This window comes from Dongia sp. P2_B8, from assembly GCF_056404715.1.
Genome location: NZ_JBFUDM010000003.1, coordinates 281,639 through 297,689 on the forward strand (window position 1 = coordinate 281,639; position 16,051 = coordinate 297,689).

General features: G+C 61.2%; 14 protein-coding genes. 5 read left to right on the forward strand and 9 right to left on the reverse strand.

Annotation, left to right across the window (positions count from 1 at the left end; translation table 11 throughout):
• Positions 1-2: 2 nt before the first annotated feature.
• Positions 3-1,100 (forward strand): ABC transporter ATP-binding protein, encoded by a 1,098-nt coding sequence (locus AC1DWZ_RS08920; RefSeq protein ID WP_477168529.1) that lies wholly within the window; start codon positions 3-5, stop codon positions 1,098-1,100.
• 9 nt (positions 1,101-1,109) lie between these two features.
• Here the strand turns inward: AC1DWZ_RS08920 and AC1DWZ_RS08925 are convergent, their stop codons facing one another.
• Positions 1,110-1,742, reverse strand: a complete 633-nt coding sequence (locus AC1DWZ_RS08925; RefSeq protein WP_477168530.1) for an HAD hydrolase-like protein — start codon at positions 1,740-1,742, stop codon at positions 1,110-1,112.
• Positions 1,743-1,745: 3 nt separating this feature from the next.
• Complete coding sequence (locus AC1DWZ_RS08930) at positions 1,746-3,539, reverse strand: acyl-CoA dehydrogenase (protein WP_477168531.1); 1,794 nt, start codon at positions 3,537-3,539, stop codon at positions 1,746-1,748.
• Positions 3,540-3,746: 207 nt separating this feature from the next.
• On the opposite strand from AC1DWZ_RS08930, the gene AC1DWZ_RS08935 reads away from it, so the two are divergent.
• The gene (locus tag AC1DWZ_RS08935; protein WP_477168532.1) at positions 3,747-5,453 is read left to right on the forward strand and encodes an alkaline phosphatase D family protein; all 1,707 of its coding nucleotides are present in this window, start codon (positions 3,747-3,749) and stop codon (positions 5,451-5,453) included.
• 22 nt (positions 5,454-5,475) lie between these two features.
• Here AC1DWZ_RS08935 and AC1DWZ_RS08940 read toward each other — a convergent pair whose 3' ends face one another.
• The 7 genes from AC1DWZ_RS08940 to AC1DWZ_RS08970 all read right to left on the reverse strand — a co-directional run bounded on the left by AC1DWZ_RS08940 (position 5,476) and on the right by AC1DWZ_RS08970 (position 13,051).
• A complete protein-coding gene (locus AC1DWZ_RS08940) occupies positions 5,476-6,903 on the reverse strand; it encodes an FAD-binding oxidoreductase (protein ID WP_477168533.1) in 1,428 nt (475 codons plus the stop codon).
• A gap of 10 nt (positions 6,904-6,913) precedes the next feature.
• Positions 6,914-7,768 carry a proteasome-type protease gene (locus AC1DWZ_RS08945; RefSeq protein WP_477168534.1) on the reverse strand — a complete coding sequence of 285 codons (855 nt, stop codon included), beginning with the start codon at positions 7,766-7,768 and terminating at the stop codon, positions 6,914-6,916.
• Positions 7,769-8,017: 249 nt separating this feature from the next.
• Positions 8,018-8,908 (reverse strand): transglutaminase family protein, encoded by an 891-nt coding sequence (locus AC1DWZ_RS08950; RefSeq protein WP_477168535.1) that lies wholly within the window; start codon positions 8,906-8,908, stop codon positions 8,018-8,020.
• A 15-nt stretch (positions 8,909-8,923) separates the two neighbouring features.
• Complete coding sequence (locus AC1DWZ_RS08955; protein WP_477168536.1) at positions 8,924-9,865, reverse strand: alpha-E domain-containing protein; 942 nt, start codon at positions 9,863-9,865, stop codon at positions 8,924-8,926.
• Position 9,866: 1 nt separating this feature from the next.
• Positions 9,867-11,297 (reverse strand): circularly permuted type 2 ATP-grasp protein, encoded by a 1,431-nt coding sequence (locus tag AC1DWZ_RS08960; RefSeq protein ID WP_477168537.1) that lies wholly within the window; start codon positions 11,295-11,297, stop codon positions 9,867-9,869.
• Positions 11,298-11,612: 315 nt separating this feature from the next.
• On the reverse strand, positions 11,613-11,912 hold the full coding sequence (locus tag AC1DWZ_RS08965; RefSeq protein ID WP_477168538.1) for a protealysin inhibitor emfourin: 300 nt from the start codon (positions 11,910-11,912) through the stop codon (positions 11,613-11,615).
• Positions 11,913-12,001: 89 nt separating this feature from the next.
• Positions 12,002-13,051: a M4 family metallopeptidase gene (locus AC1DWZ_RS08970; RefSeq protein WP_477168539.1), complete on the reverse strand. Its 1,050-nt coding sequence runs from the start codon at positions 13,049-13,051 to the stop codon at positions 12,002-12,004.
• 389 nt (positions 13,052-13,440) lie between these two features.
• Between AC1DWZ_RS08970 and AC1DWZ_RS08975 the strand changes: the two genes are divergently transcribed.
• From AC1DWZ_RS08975 to AC1DWZ_RS08985, 3 genes are all read left to right on the forward strand, one after another.
• Positions 13,441-14,238, forward strand: coding sequence for a metal ABC transporter ATP-binding protein (locus tag AC1DWZ_RS08975; RefSeq protein ID WP_477168540.1), 798 nt, complete (start codon positions 13,441-13,443; stop codon positions 14,236-14,238).
• 2 nt (positions 14,239-14,240) lie between these two features.
• Positions 14,241-15,110 (forward strand): metal ABC transporter permease, encoded by an 870-nt coding sequence (locus tag AC1DWZ_RS08980; RefSeq protein WP_477169490.1) that lies wholly within the window; start codon positions 14,241-14,243, stop codon positions 15,108-15,110.
• Between the two features lie 112 nt (positions 15,111-15,222).
• Positions 15,223-15,963 (forward strand): type 1 glutamine amidotransferase, encoded by a 741-nt coding sequence (locus AC1DWZ_RS08985; protein WP_477168541.1) that lies wholly within the window; start codon positions 15,223-15,225, stop codon positions 15,961-15,963.
• Positions 15,964-16,051 lie beyond the last annotated feature (88 nt).

Here is a 16,051-nt window from a genome sequence, read left to right on the forward strand (position 1 = left end):
GTATGGCGTTTCTCGAAATCAGCCAGGTCCGCAAGGCCTTTGCGCAGAATGTCGTGGTGCAGAATGTCGACCTCGCCATCGAGCGCGGCGAATTCGTGTCGTTCCTGGGGCCATCGGGCTGCGGCAAAACCACGACCTTGCGCATGGTCGCGGGCTTCGAATTGCCGACTGCCGGCACGATCCGCATCGACGGCAAGGACATCACGCATTTGCGGCCCAACCAGCGCAATGTCGGCATGGTGTTCCAATCCTACGCGCTCTTTCCCAACATGACGGTGGCGGAAAATGTCGCCTTCGGCCTCAAGGTCGCCAAATGGTCGGCGGCCCAGATCGCGCCGCGTGTCGAGGAAATGCTGAACATCATCAAGCTGCCGCATCTCGCTACCCGCTATCCCTACCAGCTCTCCGGTGGACAGCAGCAGCGCGTGGCGCTAGCCCGTGCGCTTGCCGTGAAACCGCAAGTTTTGTTGCTCGACGAGCCGCTCTCGGCCCTCGACGCCAAGATCCGCGTTTCCCTGCGCGAAGAAATCCGCAACCTGCAGCGCAAGCTCGGCATTACCACCATCTATGTGACCCACGACCAGGAAGAGGCCCTTTCCATGTCGGACCGCATCGTGGTCATGAACGAGGGTCGCGTCGACCAGGTGGGCGCTCCTTTCGAGATCTACAACCAGCCCAAGACACGCTTCGTCGCATCCTTCGTGGGAACGCTGAGCGTGCTGAGCGGCAAGGTGGTCGATGCGGCGAGCGGCGTGCTTGAGGTCGGCGGGCAGAAGATCGTGGCCGGCCGCGGTTTCCCGGGAGCCACGGCGGGTGACACTTGCGCCGTCTCCTTGCGGCCGGAAGCGGCGCGCCTGGAAGGCTTCGGTGGCCAGGGTGCCACCACCAACATGGCAGATCGTGCCGAGCGCAACCGCCTGCAGGGCACCATCGAAGACGTGGCCTTCCTCGGGTCCGTCATCCGCATCAAGGTGCGCCTCGGCGACAATCTGCTGTCGCTGGATACGTTCAACAATCCCGGCGTCACCCCGCCGGAACGCGGCGCGCAGGCGACCGTCACCTTCTCGCCAGCGGATCTGCTGGTGCTGGAAGGGAAGTAGTGCGAACACTCACGCGGGCAGGAGCGCTCGTGCGATGTCTTGCGGCTTCTCGAAGGTGAGTGTCGCGCCACAACGAGCCGACAGGCTGGGGCTGGCATAGCCCCACATCACGATGCCGGAGGCGGCGCCCGCTGAATGGGCAGCCTCGACGTCGCGTTGCTCATCGCCAATGCAGATCGTCTGGTCGGGAGGAACGCCGGCCCTCTTGATGGTCCGGCGGAATTTCTTATCCTTGCCGAACAAGCTGGCGCCGCAATCAAAATGCGTGACGGCGGCGATGCTGTCGGGACCTAGGATCTTGCGCACATTGGCCTCTGCATTCGAGCTGACGATGGCGCAGATGACCTTGGCGCGATGCAGAGTTTCGAGCAGCGCCGCCATGCCCTCGAACAGCTGAATCTGGTCGGCATCTCGCGCCATCCGCGCTCGTACCTCATCGGCAATGCGTGGCAGCTTCCACATGGGGACGCCAAGGCGCCGCATGATCTCGCGGTTGTCGCAATGCCGCAAATCCTCTATTTCGGCCGCGTTCACGCTGCGGAAGCCGTGGCGTGGCGCCAGCTCGTTGAGAACGGGGATGAACCAGCCGACGCTATCGGCCAGCGTTCCGTCGAAGTCGAAAATGGCGAGCTTGTATCGCAATCCTTACAAACTCTCCGGATCGATGGCGAGCAGGCTCTTGGCACCATTCGTGATCTGCGACAGGTGTCCGGCACTCTCAGCGAGGATATTGTCGGCATAGAAGCAGGCCATGGCGATCTTGGCTTTCATGAAACCGACATCGCTATCGCCGGCCTCCAGGCGCCGCGATGCCGCCAGCGCCGATTTCGCCAGTAGCCAGCCGGCAATCACGGTCCCACACAAATTGAGATAAGGCTGTGCCACGGCAAGCGCCAAATTGGGATCGGTCTTGCCAGCCATCAGGATGTAATCGGTGCCAGACCCCAGCCGCTGCAAGGCCGGCATCAGCCGGTCATGAAGGGCTGGCAGTTCCTCACCCTTGATGCCAAGCTCGTTGAGATTGGCGGTCATGAGGCTGATCAGATCATGCATCGTGCGGCCATCGTCGCGCTGGATCTTGCGGCCGACCAGATCAATGGCCTGGATGCCATTGGTGCCTTCATAGATCGGGAAGATGCGGGCATCGCGATAGAATTGCGCCGCTCCCGTCTCTTCGATATAGCCGGCACCACCATGAACCTGCACGCCCAGCGAGCTGGTGCGGACACCATTATCGGTGCTCCAGGCCTTCACGATCGGGATCATGAGATCAAGGAGCGCCTGCTGCCGCTTCCGTTCATCGGCATCCGGATGATGCTTGGCCCGGTCGAGTGCGCCGGCTGTGAAATAGGCAAGAGCCCGCGACCCTTGCGTGAGCGCCCGCATGGTGGCGAGATTGCGGCGCACATCGGCATGGTGAAGGATCGGGAGGTTGCCGGCGCCGGTGGGTGCCCCCACCACGGCCGACTGCACGCGGATGCGGGCGTAATGGGCCGCATGCTGCGTTGCGCGCTCGGCAATGCCCAGACCCTGGACGCCGACGGTGAGGCGCGCATTGTTCATCATGGTGAACATGTGCGGCAGGCCCTGCAGCGCTTCGCCAATCAGCTCGGCCTGCGCGCCGCCTTTGTCGCCATAGGCCATGACGCAGGTGGGCGATCCGTGGAGGCCCAGTTTGTGCTCGATCGAGACGCAGGTGACATCGTTGCGCGCACCCAGGCTGCCATCGTCATTGACCAGGAATTTCGGACAGACGAACAGTGAGAGGCCCTTGTGACCGGCCGGTCCGCCGGGATGACGCGCCAATACCAGATGGATAATGTTTTCGACGAAATCATGTTCGCCATGGGTGATGAAGATCTTCTGCCCCTTGAGCAGATAGGCGCCTTTCCCATCTTCCTCGGCGCGCGTGCGGATGGCACCAAGATCGGTGCCGGCCTGCGCCTCGGTCAAGTTCATGGTGCCGGTCCACTCTCCGCTGACCATCTTGGGCAGATACTTCGCCTTCTGCACCTCAGTGCCGTGATGATAGATCGCCTCGACCGCGGCCTGGGTCAGCATCGGGCAAGCGGCGAAGGCGACGCTGCCGCTGTTCCAGATTTCCTGCAGCGCCGTCGTCACCGCCCAGGGCATGCCCTGGCCGCCGAAGGCAGGATCGAAGGCAACCGCATTCCAGCCATCGGCCACGAAACGCTGATAGGCATCGCGGTAGCCCTCAGCTGTCGTGACCTTGCCATCCTTGAGGCTGCAGCCCTTGTCGCCATTCTTGTTGATGGGCGCCAACACCTCGCCGGAGAACGTGCCGGCTGCCTCTAAAATGGCGGCGATGGTGTCCGCGCCAGCCTCTTCATAACCCGGTAGCTTCGCGATGTCGGGCAAGCCCGCCACCTCGTCCAGGGCAAACAGGATCTCTTTCAACGGTGCTTCATAGGCACTCATGACGTTCCCCCGCAGTGACTCGATTTCTTGAATCATTGCAGGTGCGGACAGCTGCCGCAAGCAATGGCCGGCTGACCTATCTGCTTGAATATTCGAGTAAAACGTAAAAGTTGATATTTTATATATCCACTTGATCAAAGGTCGCAAAAGGAATACACGTATAAATAACGTGGTGGACCGTCATGCAATCTTTTGGAGATGTGTAATATGACTGCCCTGCGCATACCAGGATTGGGCCCGATCATCGGCCACACGACGCATGAAAGCTGCCGTATCTGGGTCCAGGCGGCTGATCCCGAAGACAAAGGCACGTCATTCAATTCCAACCGGCGCACGATCGGCGTTATCGGCCTGATGACGCCGGACCGGCAATCGGTCGCCGACGCATTTTATTTCCGCCTGCACCGTGAATTCGACCGGACAGGTATCTTCACGCTCGGCAAGGATGTGGCCCTCGGCCATCACATGAACGACGTGCCGCCGGAACTGCAGGATACGCCCGTGCCGCTTCAATCGGACACGCAATATTCAGCCCGGGTTGGCACACTCTCGATCGACGATCCCTTAGGCGACAGCGAGAATGTCACCGATTTCGATCTGGTCCAGAGGCTGCCGGCCATCGACAGCATCAAATTCGGTCTCTTGGAATTGCCGGCCGAAGGGTGTGAGGTAACTTTCCGTACGTCACCGAAACCTGATGCCAAGGCGCCCATGGCATTCCTGCTGGGATCGTGCCGCTATCCCGGCCTGCTGTGGAAGACGAAGGAAGCAGATCAGATCTTCCGGCCGATGGCGCGGCATCTCGCGGGGACCGCCGAGATGCCGGCAGCACGGTTCACCGTCATGGCGGGAGACCAGATCTATGCGGACCTGCTCAACCGCATGATTCCCGTCGGACGCGCCGACACATATTCGGAGTTCCAGGAACGCTACCAGACGGCCTTCAGTTCGACCAATATGCGCCAGCTTTTGAAAACCGCGCCGACCTATATGATCCTCGACGATCATGAGATCGAGGACAATTGGGCGCAGGATCGCATGGGGAACAGCGACAGCAGAAGCCTGTTCAACTTCGCGATCGGCGCTTACATGAGCTATCAGTGGAGCCACGGCCCCAGAACATATGGGCGCTATCTCTACTACCAGTTCGACTATGCGCAATATCCGTTCTTCGTGCTGGATGCGCGCACCCAGCGCTATTACAGCAACGCGCAAACCTTGCGCGATAACCATTTGCTGGGTCGCCCCAGTATTGATCCAGCCTACCCCGGACAATTGGCGATATTGCTGAACTGGCTGACGGAGCAGAAGGCGCGCGTGGGAAATGCGCCGAAATTCATTGTCTCCTCCAGTGTCTTTGCGCCTTCCGATATGGGTGAACGCATCCGCGCGCGGGGTGGCTCAATCGACGACCGACTCTTCCTTGATGATATTGAATCGCGAGAAGAAAGCGATTCCTGGCCGGCTTTCCCCATGACGCGCAAGGCCATTGTCGAGCACATCGTCAAAAATAATATCCAGAATGTTGTCTTCCTGACCGGCGATATTCATTGTTCCAACATCGCGCAGTTGCGCTTCAAGGCGACACTCGAGGCGGCGAAGTTGATCGCCTACGACATCACGTCCTCTGCCTTCTATTGGCCATTCCCCTTTGCGGATGGCGATCCCAACAATTACGTGCACGATTCCGAACTGGACGACCAGTATGACGGCTTCCCCTTCGAAGGCGGCGAGATGCACTACCGTGCCTGGGCCTTTACACAGGAGGATAATTTCTGCCGCCTTGATGTCGATCCGGCGACGGCGGAGATATCGGTGCGATATTTTGATCGCAAGGGGAACATCATCAAGGTTTCGGATCAGGCGGGCAAATCAGTCGCCGTTCAGCAACTCAAATTGGCGCCATGGGCATGACCGGCCGGTACCAGGCCCGCCGTTAAATCACTTTGCCTGGATTGAACCGCCCCTCGGGATCGATGGCGGCCTTCATGCGGCGCATGAGATCGAGAGCGACCGGCGATTTCAGGCGCCTGAGTTCGTCCCGGCGCAGCTGGCCGATGCCGTGTTCCGCGCTGATCGAGCCGCGATAACGGGTGACGAGGTCGTGGATCAGGCGGTTGATGGCACCTGTCTCGGTCAGAAAAACGGCTGGATCGCCAGCCGTCGGCTGCAACAGGTTGAAATGCAGATTGCCATCGCCCAGATGCCCGAAGCACAGCAGCCGGGCGGCCGGGTGCGCTGCTGCCAGCGCCTTCGAGGCCTCGGCGACGAAGGCCGGCACGCTGGCGACCGGCACGGCGATATCGTGCTTGATGCTGGCGCCCTCACGCGACTGGGCATGGACGATGCCTTCGCGCAATGACCACAGACCCGTGCGCTGAGCTTCGCTTTCTGCCATCAACCCATCGACGATCTCATCGGCTTCCAGGGCTTCACCCAATGCGCGTTCGAGAGCAAGTGATACGTCGAAGTCCGCGGCCGGCGTTGCCGCTTCGATCAGCAACGACCAGTCGGCAGTATGCTCCAGCGGGTTGCGCGCCTGGAAATGCTTCAGCGCGAGATCGAGTCCAAAGCGTGGCAGCAACTCGAAGCTGATCAGCTGATCCGCCGTTGCTGCCCGGCAGCGCGCGAGCAAAGCGGGGGCGACGTCGAGGGCAGGCAGGGCAACCAAGGCTGTGACACGGCTCTTGAAGGCGGGAAAGAGTTTCAGCGAAGCTGCCGTGATCAGCCCCAGCGTCCCTTCCGATCCGATGAAGAGCTGCTTCAAATCATAGCCGGTATTGTCCTTATGGAGCGTGGTGAGACTGTCCAGCAGCTCACCGTCTGGCAGTATCACTTCCAGCCCCAGCGTGAGCGCACGGGCATTGCCGAATTTCAGCACGTTCATGCCGCCGGCATTGGTGGCCAGATTGCCGCCAATCTGGCACGACCCTTCCGCGGTGAGGCTCAATGGAAACAGGCGGTCGGCCGCGGCGGCCGCTGCCTGGACGTCCGCAAGGATGCAACCGGCCTCGACGATGATCGTGTCATTGATGGTGTCCAGCGCCCGGATCTTGTTGAGGCGACGCAGGTTGACGATGACGGTATCGCCACTGGTATCGGGTGTTGCGGCACCCGAGAGGCCGGTATTGCCACCTTGCGGGACCACGGGAATACCGTGCCGGGCGGTGAGCTTGATGAGGGCCGCACAGGCGGCACTGCTCTCGGGCAATGCGAGACCACAAGCGCGCCCATGATAGAGCCCGCGCCAATCGGTGAGCGCAGCTTCAAGGTCCGCGGGCGCTGTCAGAAAACCCTTCGGCCCCAGCAAGGAAAGGGCTGCTCGCTGGAAAGCCGTAATGGCTTCAGTGGACGGCCTGGGCATAGGCTGGCCGCTACTTCCGCCGCGGTTTCGGACCAACGCGCTTGGCGGCAGCTTTCGTCACATCGTCGTGCCGCTTTTTGGCTGGACGCAGCAGGCTGTCGGGGTTGGTGTAGGCAGCACCGGCAACACCCTTGTAAGGTGGCTGGGCGATCGCCTGATGGCTGGCGCGAAGTGCCTCCGACCAGCGTTTGCTCAGTTCCTCGAAATAGGCGTCGCCGGCATGGATGCGATGCACCAGCTCCGGCCGATAGGCGTCCAGGCGCTGCACCATGATGTCGAGCGGCAGGCCGACGGCAAGGTTCGAGCGCATGGTCGAATCCATCGACAGCAGGCCGAGCTTCAGCCCCTCGTAAAGATCTGTCTCATAGGTGACGGCCCGGTCCAGGATCGGCTTGCCGTATTTCGTTTCGCCGATCTGCAGGTAGGGCGTGTCGCCGGTGGCTTCGATGAAATTGCCGGCGGAATAGATCATGAAGAGCCGCATGCGGCGGCCCTTGATCTGGCCACCCAGCAGCAGGGCGACATCGAAGGCGGATTGATGCATTTCCAGGCTGGGCCCATCGGTCCGGTAGACCTCGCGCACTGCTTCGCCAATCAGCTGCGCTGCCTTGAACATGCTCGGCACATTGTTGAGCGTCCGCTTCTGGCCGCTCTCCGGGTCGGGCATACCTTCGGTCACCAGGCTGATGACCGACTGGGTGATGGAGAGATTGCCGGAACTGGCAATGGCCATCGCCCGCTCTCCCGGCTCGCCGAACAAATGCAGCTTGCGGAAGCAGGAGATGTTGTCGATGCCGGCATTGGTGCGCGTGTCGGAAATCATGACCAACCCGTCGCGCAGCTTCAATCCAACGCAATACGTCATAGGAATCGTCTTCTGTTCTATCGAAACCACCCTGATGTCCCCCCGATCCGACGATCTGGGGCCAATGGTCCCTAGGCTGGGACGGTTCCGTTATAGACCGGCGGCCGATTCCTGCCAATGCGGCTGGCGGTGTCCCCGCTCATGTGTCATCCCCGGGCTTGACCCGGGGATCCACTGCGGCAAATGAGAGTGTGGATGCCCGGATCAAGTCCGGGCATGACGGTCTTTGGGGGCAATCGTGGAGCTATGCTACGCCTGGAACTGCTGGGCTGCCTGGACGATGGCCGCCTGCGGCTGGCTCCAGCGGGTCTGGTGGGCGGGGTCGCTTTGATAGGTATTGGCGACCGTAACCTCGACCTCCATCTTTTCCGCCCGTCCGCCCAGTCGGGCACCGCGGATGGGGGAGGCGCCGAGATAATCAAGCCCGGTCCCGACGCGGATATGCGATTCCGTCGGGCAAATGCCGTTGGCTGGATCAAAGCCGATCCAGCCCAGGCCCGCCACATGGGCTTCCGCCCAGGCATGGCCCGCTTCCTGATGAATGGCATCGTCCGAGCGCATCAGATAGCCGCCGACATAGCGGGCAGGAATGCCCAGCACACGGGCGCAGCTGATGAAGATGTGGCTGAGATCCTGGCAGACACCCTGCTTCATCTGGAAGGCGTCGATGGCGCGGGTGGCGGTGTCCGTCTGCGTCGTATCGAAGGTGATGTCCGCATGAAGGGCAGCCAGCAACGCGTGCAGGATCTTCAGCTCGCTGCCGCCAGCCTTGGCGGCCACGGATTTTGCGAAATCGGTGATCGCCGCGTCGGCCACGGTGAGGGGCGTGTCGCGAAGGTAGAGTTCGGCTGGAAATTTTTCCAGCGCGCCGCGCACGATGCCGTTTGTATCCTGCATCTCGACCTCGCCCTCGACCGTGATGCACAGGCTGGAAAGCGGCCCGTCGAGCGAGAGCATGTGAAGGACGTTGCCGAAGGAATCCTCGCCGGGGCGCAGCGTCCCCTCCTGGTCGAGATCGATCTGCCAGCGGCGGACATACTGGCCTTCATGGTTGCGCGGCATCAGGCGCAGGGCCTGGATCATCGAATGCACCGGATGATCGTAAGTGTAACGGGTACGGTGGCGCACATGGATCAGCATCGGTGGTGAACCCCCTCAACTCAGATATTGTGCAGCCACGGCGGCGCCGAGTCTGTTGTTGTTGGTGGTGAAGGTGGTGATGAACTCGTGGAGGCCGCCCTGGAAGATCTGGTCGATGCGGCTGTTCTCTAACTGCACATGGATTGAACGTGCCAGGCGCTGCGCTTCCCCATGCCGGCCATAGGCGCTGGAGAGCCGTTCCAGATTGGCGACGATGGCGCCATAGCAGGAGGCGAGCGAGCGCGGCATCTGCTGATTGAGGATGAGGAGGTCGGCGATGAGCCAGGGCTGCAGGCCCTGCCGGTAGACCCAGTGATAGGAGGTCAGCGCCGAGACGGCGCGCAGGATCGCCGCCCATTGCGAATAGTCGATGCCACCACCAACCGCCGCATGTTCCGGCAGCAGCACATGATATTTGACGTCGAGGATGCGTGCCGTATTGTCGGCCCGTTCGATGAAGATGCCAAGCCGCGCGAACCAATAGGCGTCGTTGCGCAACATGGTGCGATAGCCGGAACCGTCGAAGCGCAGCGAGACTTCCTTCACCCAGTCGAGAAAATCCATGAGGCTGTCCGGGTCGGTGGCACGCGCCGCCATGGTCGGCAGTTCCAGCCAGGCGCCGTTGATTGCCTGCCACATCTCGGCGGTGATGGCGGTCCGCACGGCGCGAGCATTGGTACGCGCCGTTTCCAGGCAGCGCCTGATCGACGAGGGGTTTTGTTCGGAAAAGGCCAGGAAATCGATGACTGTGGCGGCATCGGGCGTCTCGTGGACTTGATGGAAGGCATCGATGCAGCCAGCAGTGGCCAGCGCACTTTCCCATTCATTGCCACCGCTGCCATAGGCTTTGGGCAAGGCCGAAAGCCTGCTTGCAGCCTCCAGCACACGGGCGAGATAGTCAGCGCGTTCGACATAACGCGACAACCAGAAGAGTGAATCTGCGGTGCGGCTCAGCATGTCAGCTCTCCACCACCCCCGGACCTTCCACGATCCAGGTATCTTTGGTGCCGCCGCCCTGGCTGGAATTCACCACCAGCGACCCTTCGCGTAAGGCGACGCGGGTGAGGCCGCCGGGCACGATGCGGATGCCATCGGCACCGGTCAGGATGAAGGGGCGCAGATCGACATGGCGGGGGGCGATACCATTGTCGACAAAGGCCGGGCAGGTCGAGAGCGAAAGGGTGGGCTGCGCCACGTAATTGGTGGGATCCGCCTTCAACCGGTCACGGAAGAGTGCGATGTCGGCACCGGTGGCATGGGGCCCCACGAGCATGCCGTAACCGCCTGAGCCGTGCACTTCCTTCACCACCAGTTCCTGCAAATGATCGAGCACATAGGCTAGATGCTGCGGATCGCGGCAGCGCCAGGTGGGGACGTTTTTCAGCAGCGGTTCCTCGCCCAGGTAAAAACGGATCATGTCCGGGACATAGGAATAGACGACCTTGTCATCGACGGCGCCGGTCCCAGGGGCATTCGCCAGCGTCACATTGCCGGCGGCATAGGCGGCAAAGAGGCCAGGGACGCCCAGCATCGATTCCGGTTCGAACACCAGGGGGTCGATGAAGGCGTCGTCGACGCGGCGATAGATGATGTCGACACGCTTGGGACCTTCGGTGGTACGCATGAAGACGATGCTGTCGCGCACGAACAAATCCGTGCCTTCGACCAATTCGATGCCCATCTTGTCGGCAAGGAACGAATGTTCGTAATAGGCTGAGTTGAACTGGCCCGGTGTCAGCAGGACGACGGTCGGGTCGTTGGTCGCATTGCGCGGGGCGGACGAGCGCAGGGTTGCCAGCAATTCGTTGGGGTAGTTCTCGACCGGCGCGACACGGTGCGCCGCGTAAAGCTCCGGCATCAGCCGGATCGAAATCTCACGGCCACCCAGCATGTAGGAAACACCAGACGGCGTCCGCGCGTTGTCCTCCAGCACATAAAAATCATCGCCATCGACGCGCACGATGTCGATTCCGGCGATATGGATATAGATGCCATGGGGAACGCTGAGCCCGGCCATTTCCGGACGGAAGGCCGGATTGCGCCAGACCAGATCCTCGGGAACGATGCCGGCCCTCAAAATCTCCCGTGGGCCGTAGATGTCGGCCAGATAGAGATTGAGCGTGCGGATGCGCTGTTCCAGCCCGGCCTTCAATCGCGCCCATTCGGCTGCCGACAGGATGCGCGGAATGATGTCATAGGGGATGATGCGCTCTTCGCCCTGCGCGTCGCCATAGACGGCAAAGGTGATGCCGCCGCGACGGTAGAACAATTCGGCCTCGGCCCGGCGCCGCTCCAATTGGGCGGAGGTAACACCTTGCAGCCAATTTGCCACTTCGAGATAAGGCGCTCGGATCGTGCCGTCACCCAGCCGCATCTCGTCAAAGGCCATTTGAACTCCCTGTGGCGCTTTTATCGGATCCGCCCCGTGTGGACCGGCACGGCCATTTGAACCCTAGATCAGCAAGGCGCGTGCCATCCCGGCAAGGCCAAGAGGCCGCTGGAATGTTTGGCAAAAACCTTGGGACCCATGAGGTTGGTTGTCAGAATAGCTCATATTTTAGGCAGATCAGCCGATTCTAGTGGCGGGACCCCGGACGAATGGTCCGGACGAACAGATGGACATCGCAAACGCTGTCTTGGGCAGCGTTCCCGAAATGTTTCACGTGAAACATATACGGATACGCAGATCACGTATGGCCCGGTATCAACTTCGGTCGGCTGGCTTGGTCATCGCCCACAGGGCTTTGACGGCGGCCTCAGCCCCTGCACCCTGGATATGCAGGGCCGACTCGCCGGCGTCGGTGGTCACATGGATCATGTAATCGAATTTGTCGACCGGGCGGCTCTCTGCCGGCGTCGGCTTCCAGGCGGCAAGGGACTGCACCAGTTTTGCGACATCCTTCAACTGAGCCTGGTCGAGAGCAGCCACATCCAGCCTGTGCTGCAGAAATCCGCCGACTACCCCACCGGCCCTGACGATCTTGAGTGCCTTGATGTTCGACATGCGATCTCCAACAGGGTCGCCGCCGATGCGCCCGGCGCTATAACGACCTCGCCATGACGACCCTGCTGGTACTCTAGGCGCGCCGCTGCCTAATATCCAACCGCTTTCCAGGCCTTGGCGACGGCCGCTTTGGCGGGCGCGCCGAACATGTCCTTGGCGACTTGCTGCGTCAGCTTTGCGCAATCTGCAAAACCTGAATCCGGCCGCAGGCGGTTGCACAGCGTTTCGTACCAGATCGCCCCGGCCTTGCTCCAGGCATAGCCGTTGGGCGACAGCGCCGTCGCCGCCAGATAGAACGCCTTGTTGGGGATGCCGGAATTGATGTGCACGCCGCCATTGTCCTGCGTCCCCTTGTACATGTTCTTGCGATGGCTGGGCTGGGGGTCTTTGCCGAGCACTGGATCGTTATAGGCCGTGCCGGGATCCTTCATCGAGCGCAAGGCGACGCCTTTCACGCCCTTGGCAAGGAGACCGGCACCGATCAGCCAATCGGCGGCTCCCACCTTCTGTGATTTCTTATATTGCTTCACCATCGACCCCATGACGTCCGAGAAGGATTCATTGAGGGCGCCGGACTCGCCTTGATAGACAAGGCTCGCTTCATATTCAGTGACACCGTGGGCCAGTTCGTGGCCGATGACATCGAGAGAGATCGTGAAGCGGTTGAACAGCTCACCATCGCCGTCGCCATAAGCCATCTGCTGCCCATTCCAAAAGGCGTTGTCGTAATTGACCCCGTAATGGACGGTGGAATCGAGGCGCATGCCCTTATCGTCGAGTGAATTGCGCTTGAAGACGTTCAGGAAGAAATCATAGGTGGCACCGCTGCCGTCATAGGCTTCATTGACGGCGACATCCTTGTCCTTGGGATCGCCCTCGCCACGGACCAGTTTGCCGGGCAATGTCTCCGAGCCTTTGGCATCATAGATCGTGCGGCGTTTGACTCCCGCCGGCGTCATCGACCAGATCGCCTGTGCCGCCACGCGATGGCCGCGGAACTGTCCCGACAATTGCAGATTTCGGAGCGCCCAGTCCTTCTGCTTCTCGGTGCCGTGTTTGGCGATGTTCTCCAGCAGGATGGGTGGCACGACGCAATGAATGGTGTGGAAGGACTGTCCACAGCTGCAAGACGCTTCCATGACTCTCTCCTTCTGTTGAAGTCTCGCTATTGGTGAACGAGACGGTTGAGTGATCATGGTAGTCCTACAATCAATGCGCTGCAATATTTACGAGAATATTGATATATAAATATCCGTTAAAGTAATGATTTCAGGCAGATGATCCACGTGGGTGCTGGCCTGCCGCATGGTTCCGACAGGAAACGGGGCCGCCAAAGCAGTTGTTCGGGAGATTTGATATGTTATAACAAACTGTATTGACGTATCGCGCGAGGCGGTCGTCCGTCCTTGGAGATCGGCATATGGCTTTTGGCATGAGCATGACGCATCGCCTGATGCTGGCGGCAATCCTGGCCGGCGGCTTGATGCTGTTGCTGCGCTGGGCTCTCGTCTGACCCTGGATCCGGCATATGGAAGTTGCTCATCCGCACACCGATCACACCGCCCATCGCCACCACCATGTTGATGCGTCGACGATAACCGACCCAGCGATCTCTCTTGCAAACGTCACCATCGCCTATCAGCGCCATCCCGCCGTCCATCACCTGACCGGCGCCTTTGCCAAGGGCAGCCTTACAGCTCTGGTCGGGCCCAACGGTGCCGGCAAGAGCACGCTCTTGAAAGCCATTGTCGGGCTGCTGCCGCTCAATGGCGGGTCCATTGAGGTTGCGGACCGCAACGGCTTGGCCTTCCTGCCGCAGGTGACTGAGGTCGATCGCAGTTTTCCCATGACCGTCTGCGAAGTGGTTGATCTTGGCCATTGGCGGCGCATCGGTGCCTTCCGGCGCCTGACGCCGGCGATGCGTGCGGCATCTGCCGCTGCGCTGGCCGAAGTGGGTCTTGCCGGCCTCGATGACCGGCCGATCGCCTCTCTTTCTGTGGGCCAGTTCCAGCGCGTGCTGTTTGCACGCCTTATCGCCGCCGACGCTTCGTTGATTCTCCTGGACGAGCCGTTCAATGCCATCGATCAGCGCACCATCCAGGATCTGATGGCCCTCATCGATCGCTGGCATGCGGCCGGCCGCACAGTGATCGCCGCTCTCCACGATCTCGACTTCGTGCGGGCGCATTTCCCGGATTGCCTGCTGCTGGCGCGCGAACCCATCGCCTGGGGGGCGACGCGTGACGTCCTCAATGCTGCCAACCTTGCCAGTGCCCGCAGCCATGCCGATGGCTGGTCGGTCGATGCCGGCGTCTGTGCCGCTTGATCATGCTCTATGATTTTCTGATCGGCCCGTTTGTCGATTTCGCCTTCATGCGCCGGGCGCTGGTGGCGGTGATCGCGGTTGCCATCGTCTCCGGACCGCTGGGCGTCTTCCTGCAATTGCGTCGCATGAGCTTGATGGGCGATGCGCTGGCACATGCCATTCTGCCCGGTGTCGCCATCGGTTTTTTCCTGTTCGGCCTCGACCTCTGGGCGATGAGTATCGGCGGCCTGATCGCCTGCCTTGCCGTGGCCTTGCTCAGCGGCCTCATTGCAAGGCTGACACCGCTCAAGGAGGATACCAGCCTCGCTGCCCTCTATCTGGTGTCGCTGGCGCTGGGTGTGCTCATCGTCTCGATGCGCGGCAGTACGCGGGACCTCCTCCATATCCTGTTCGGCTCTCTGCTCTCGATCGGCAGCGACGGGCTCGTCCTGGTGGTGGCGACAGCGATCCTCTCGCTGCTGGCCTTTGCCGTGATCTATCGCAACCTGGTGGTTGAATGTTTCGACCCCACCTTCCTGCGCGCGGTCGGTGGCCAGGGGGCGATGGCGCATATGATCTTCCTCATCCTCATCGTCCTCAATCTGGTGGCGGCTATTCAGGCGCTGGGCACCCTGATGGCGGTGGGCCTCATGATCCTGCCGGCGGCCGCGGCCAGATTCTGGGCCCGGTCGGTGGCCAGCATGATTGCGCTCGGCAGTTCTCTGGCCTTGGCATCCGGCCTCATTGGCCTCATGGGCTCCTATCACCTCGATCTGCCGCCGGGGCCGGCCATTGTGCTGGTGGCGGGGCTGATCTATGCCGGATCGGTGATCTGCGGCCGGTTTGGCGGGTTGCTGGGACGGTTGCTTCCGGGTGCGCACCTGCAGCATTGATCTTGCTGGAATAGCCGTGCGGTTATGCGCTGTACGCATTGCCCAGCCCTTGTCATGCGTCCGGCAAATGCCCATCATCCTGGCAGCTTTGCGCCTGATGAAGGGATGACCGATGCGGCTGCTGGTGATTCAGAACGATCCGACGTCGCATATCTCCCTGCTGGGAGAGCATCTCACGGCCGCCGGCGCCGATCTCGTCACTGTCACACCGCATCACGGCATGGACCTGCCGGCCGCATCCGATGGCTTTGACGGCGCTGTCGTGCTGGGTGGCCCGCAGCATGCCCACAATGATGCCGACTATCCGGCCTTCGCGCCGATTTGCGCTCTTCTCCAGGCGTTTCACGACCAGGGCAAGCCGCTCCTCGGCCTCTGTCTCGGCGGCCAACTGCTGGCACGCACCTTCGGCGCCCGCGTCCGCGTGAATGATGATTTCGAATATGGCTTTCTGCCGATCGACATCACGCCGGAAGGGGCGCGCGACCCGCTGCTCAGCGACCTCAACCCACGCCAGCACATCATGCAATGGCACGAGGATACTTTTGCCCTGCCGCAAGGGGCTGTGCGCCTGATGACCGGGGCCACCACTGCCAACCAGGCCTTCCGCTATGGCGACACGGCCTATGGTTTCCAATGCCATTTCGAAATCACCCCGGCCCATGCCACCATGTGGATCGAGGAATTCAACCACGTCATCCTGAAGAAACTGGGCGAGGCCGAAGGCAGCAAAGCCGTCAACCGCGCCCGCGCCGAATTCAAGCAGCATATCGATGCCGCTAACGAGTTCTGCCGCGTGGTAGCCGGCCGCTGGGCCAGCCTCGTCAAGGCAAAGCGCCAGGCACGCGCAGCCTGAAACGCCCATAAATTCCTGACAAAGTTGAGACCGCTGCAGCGGCAGACCGGGCCGGATACCCGGCCATTTGACATGTCCTTAATGATTG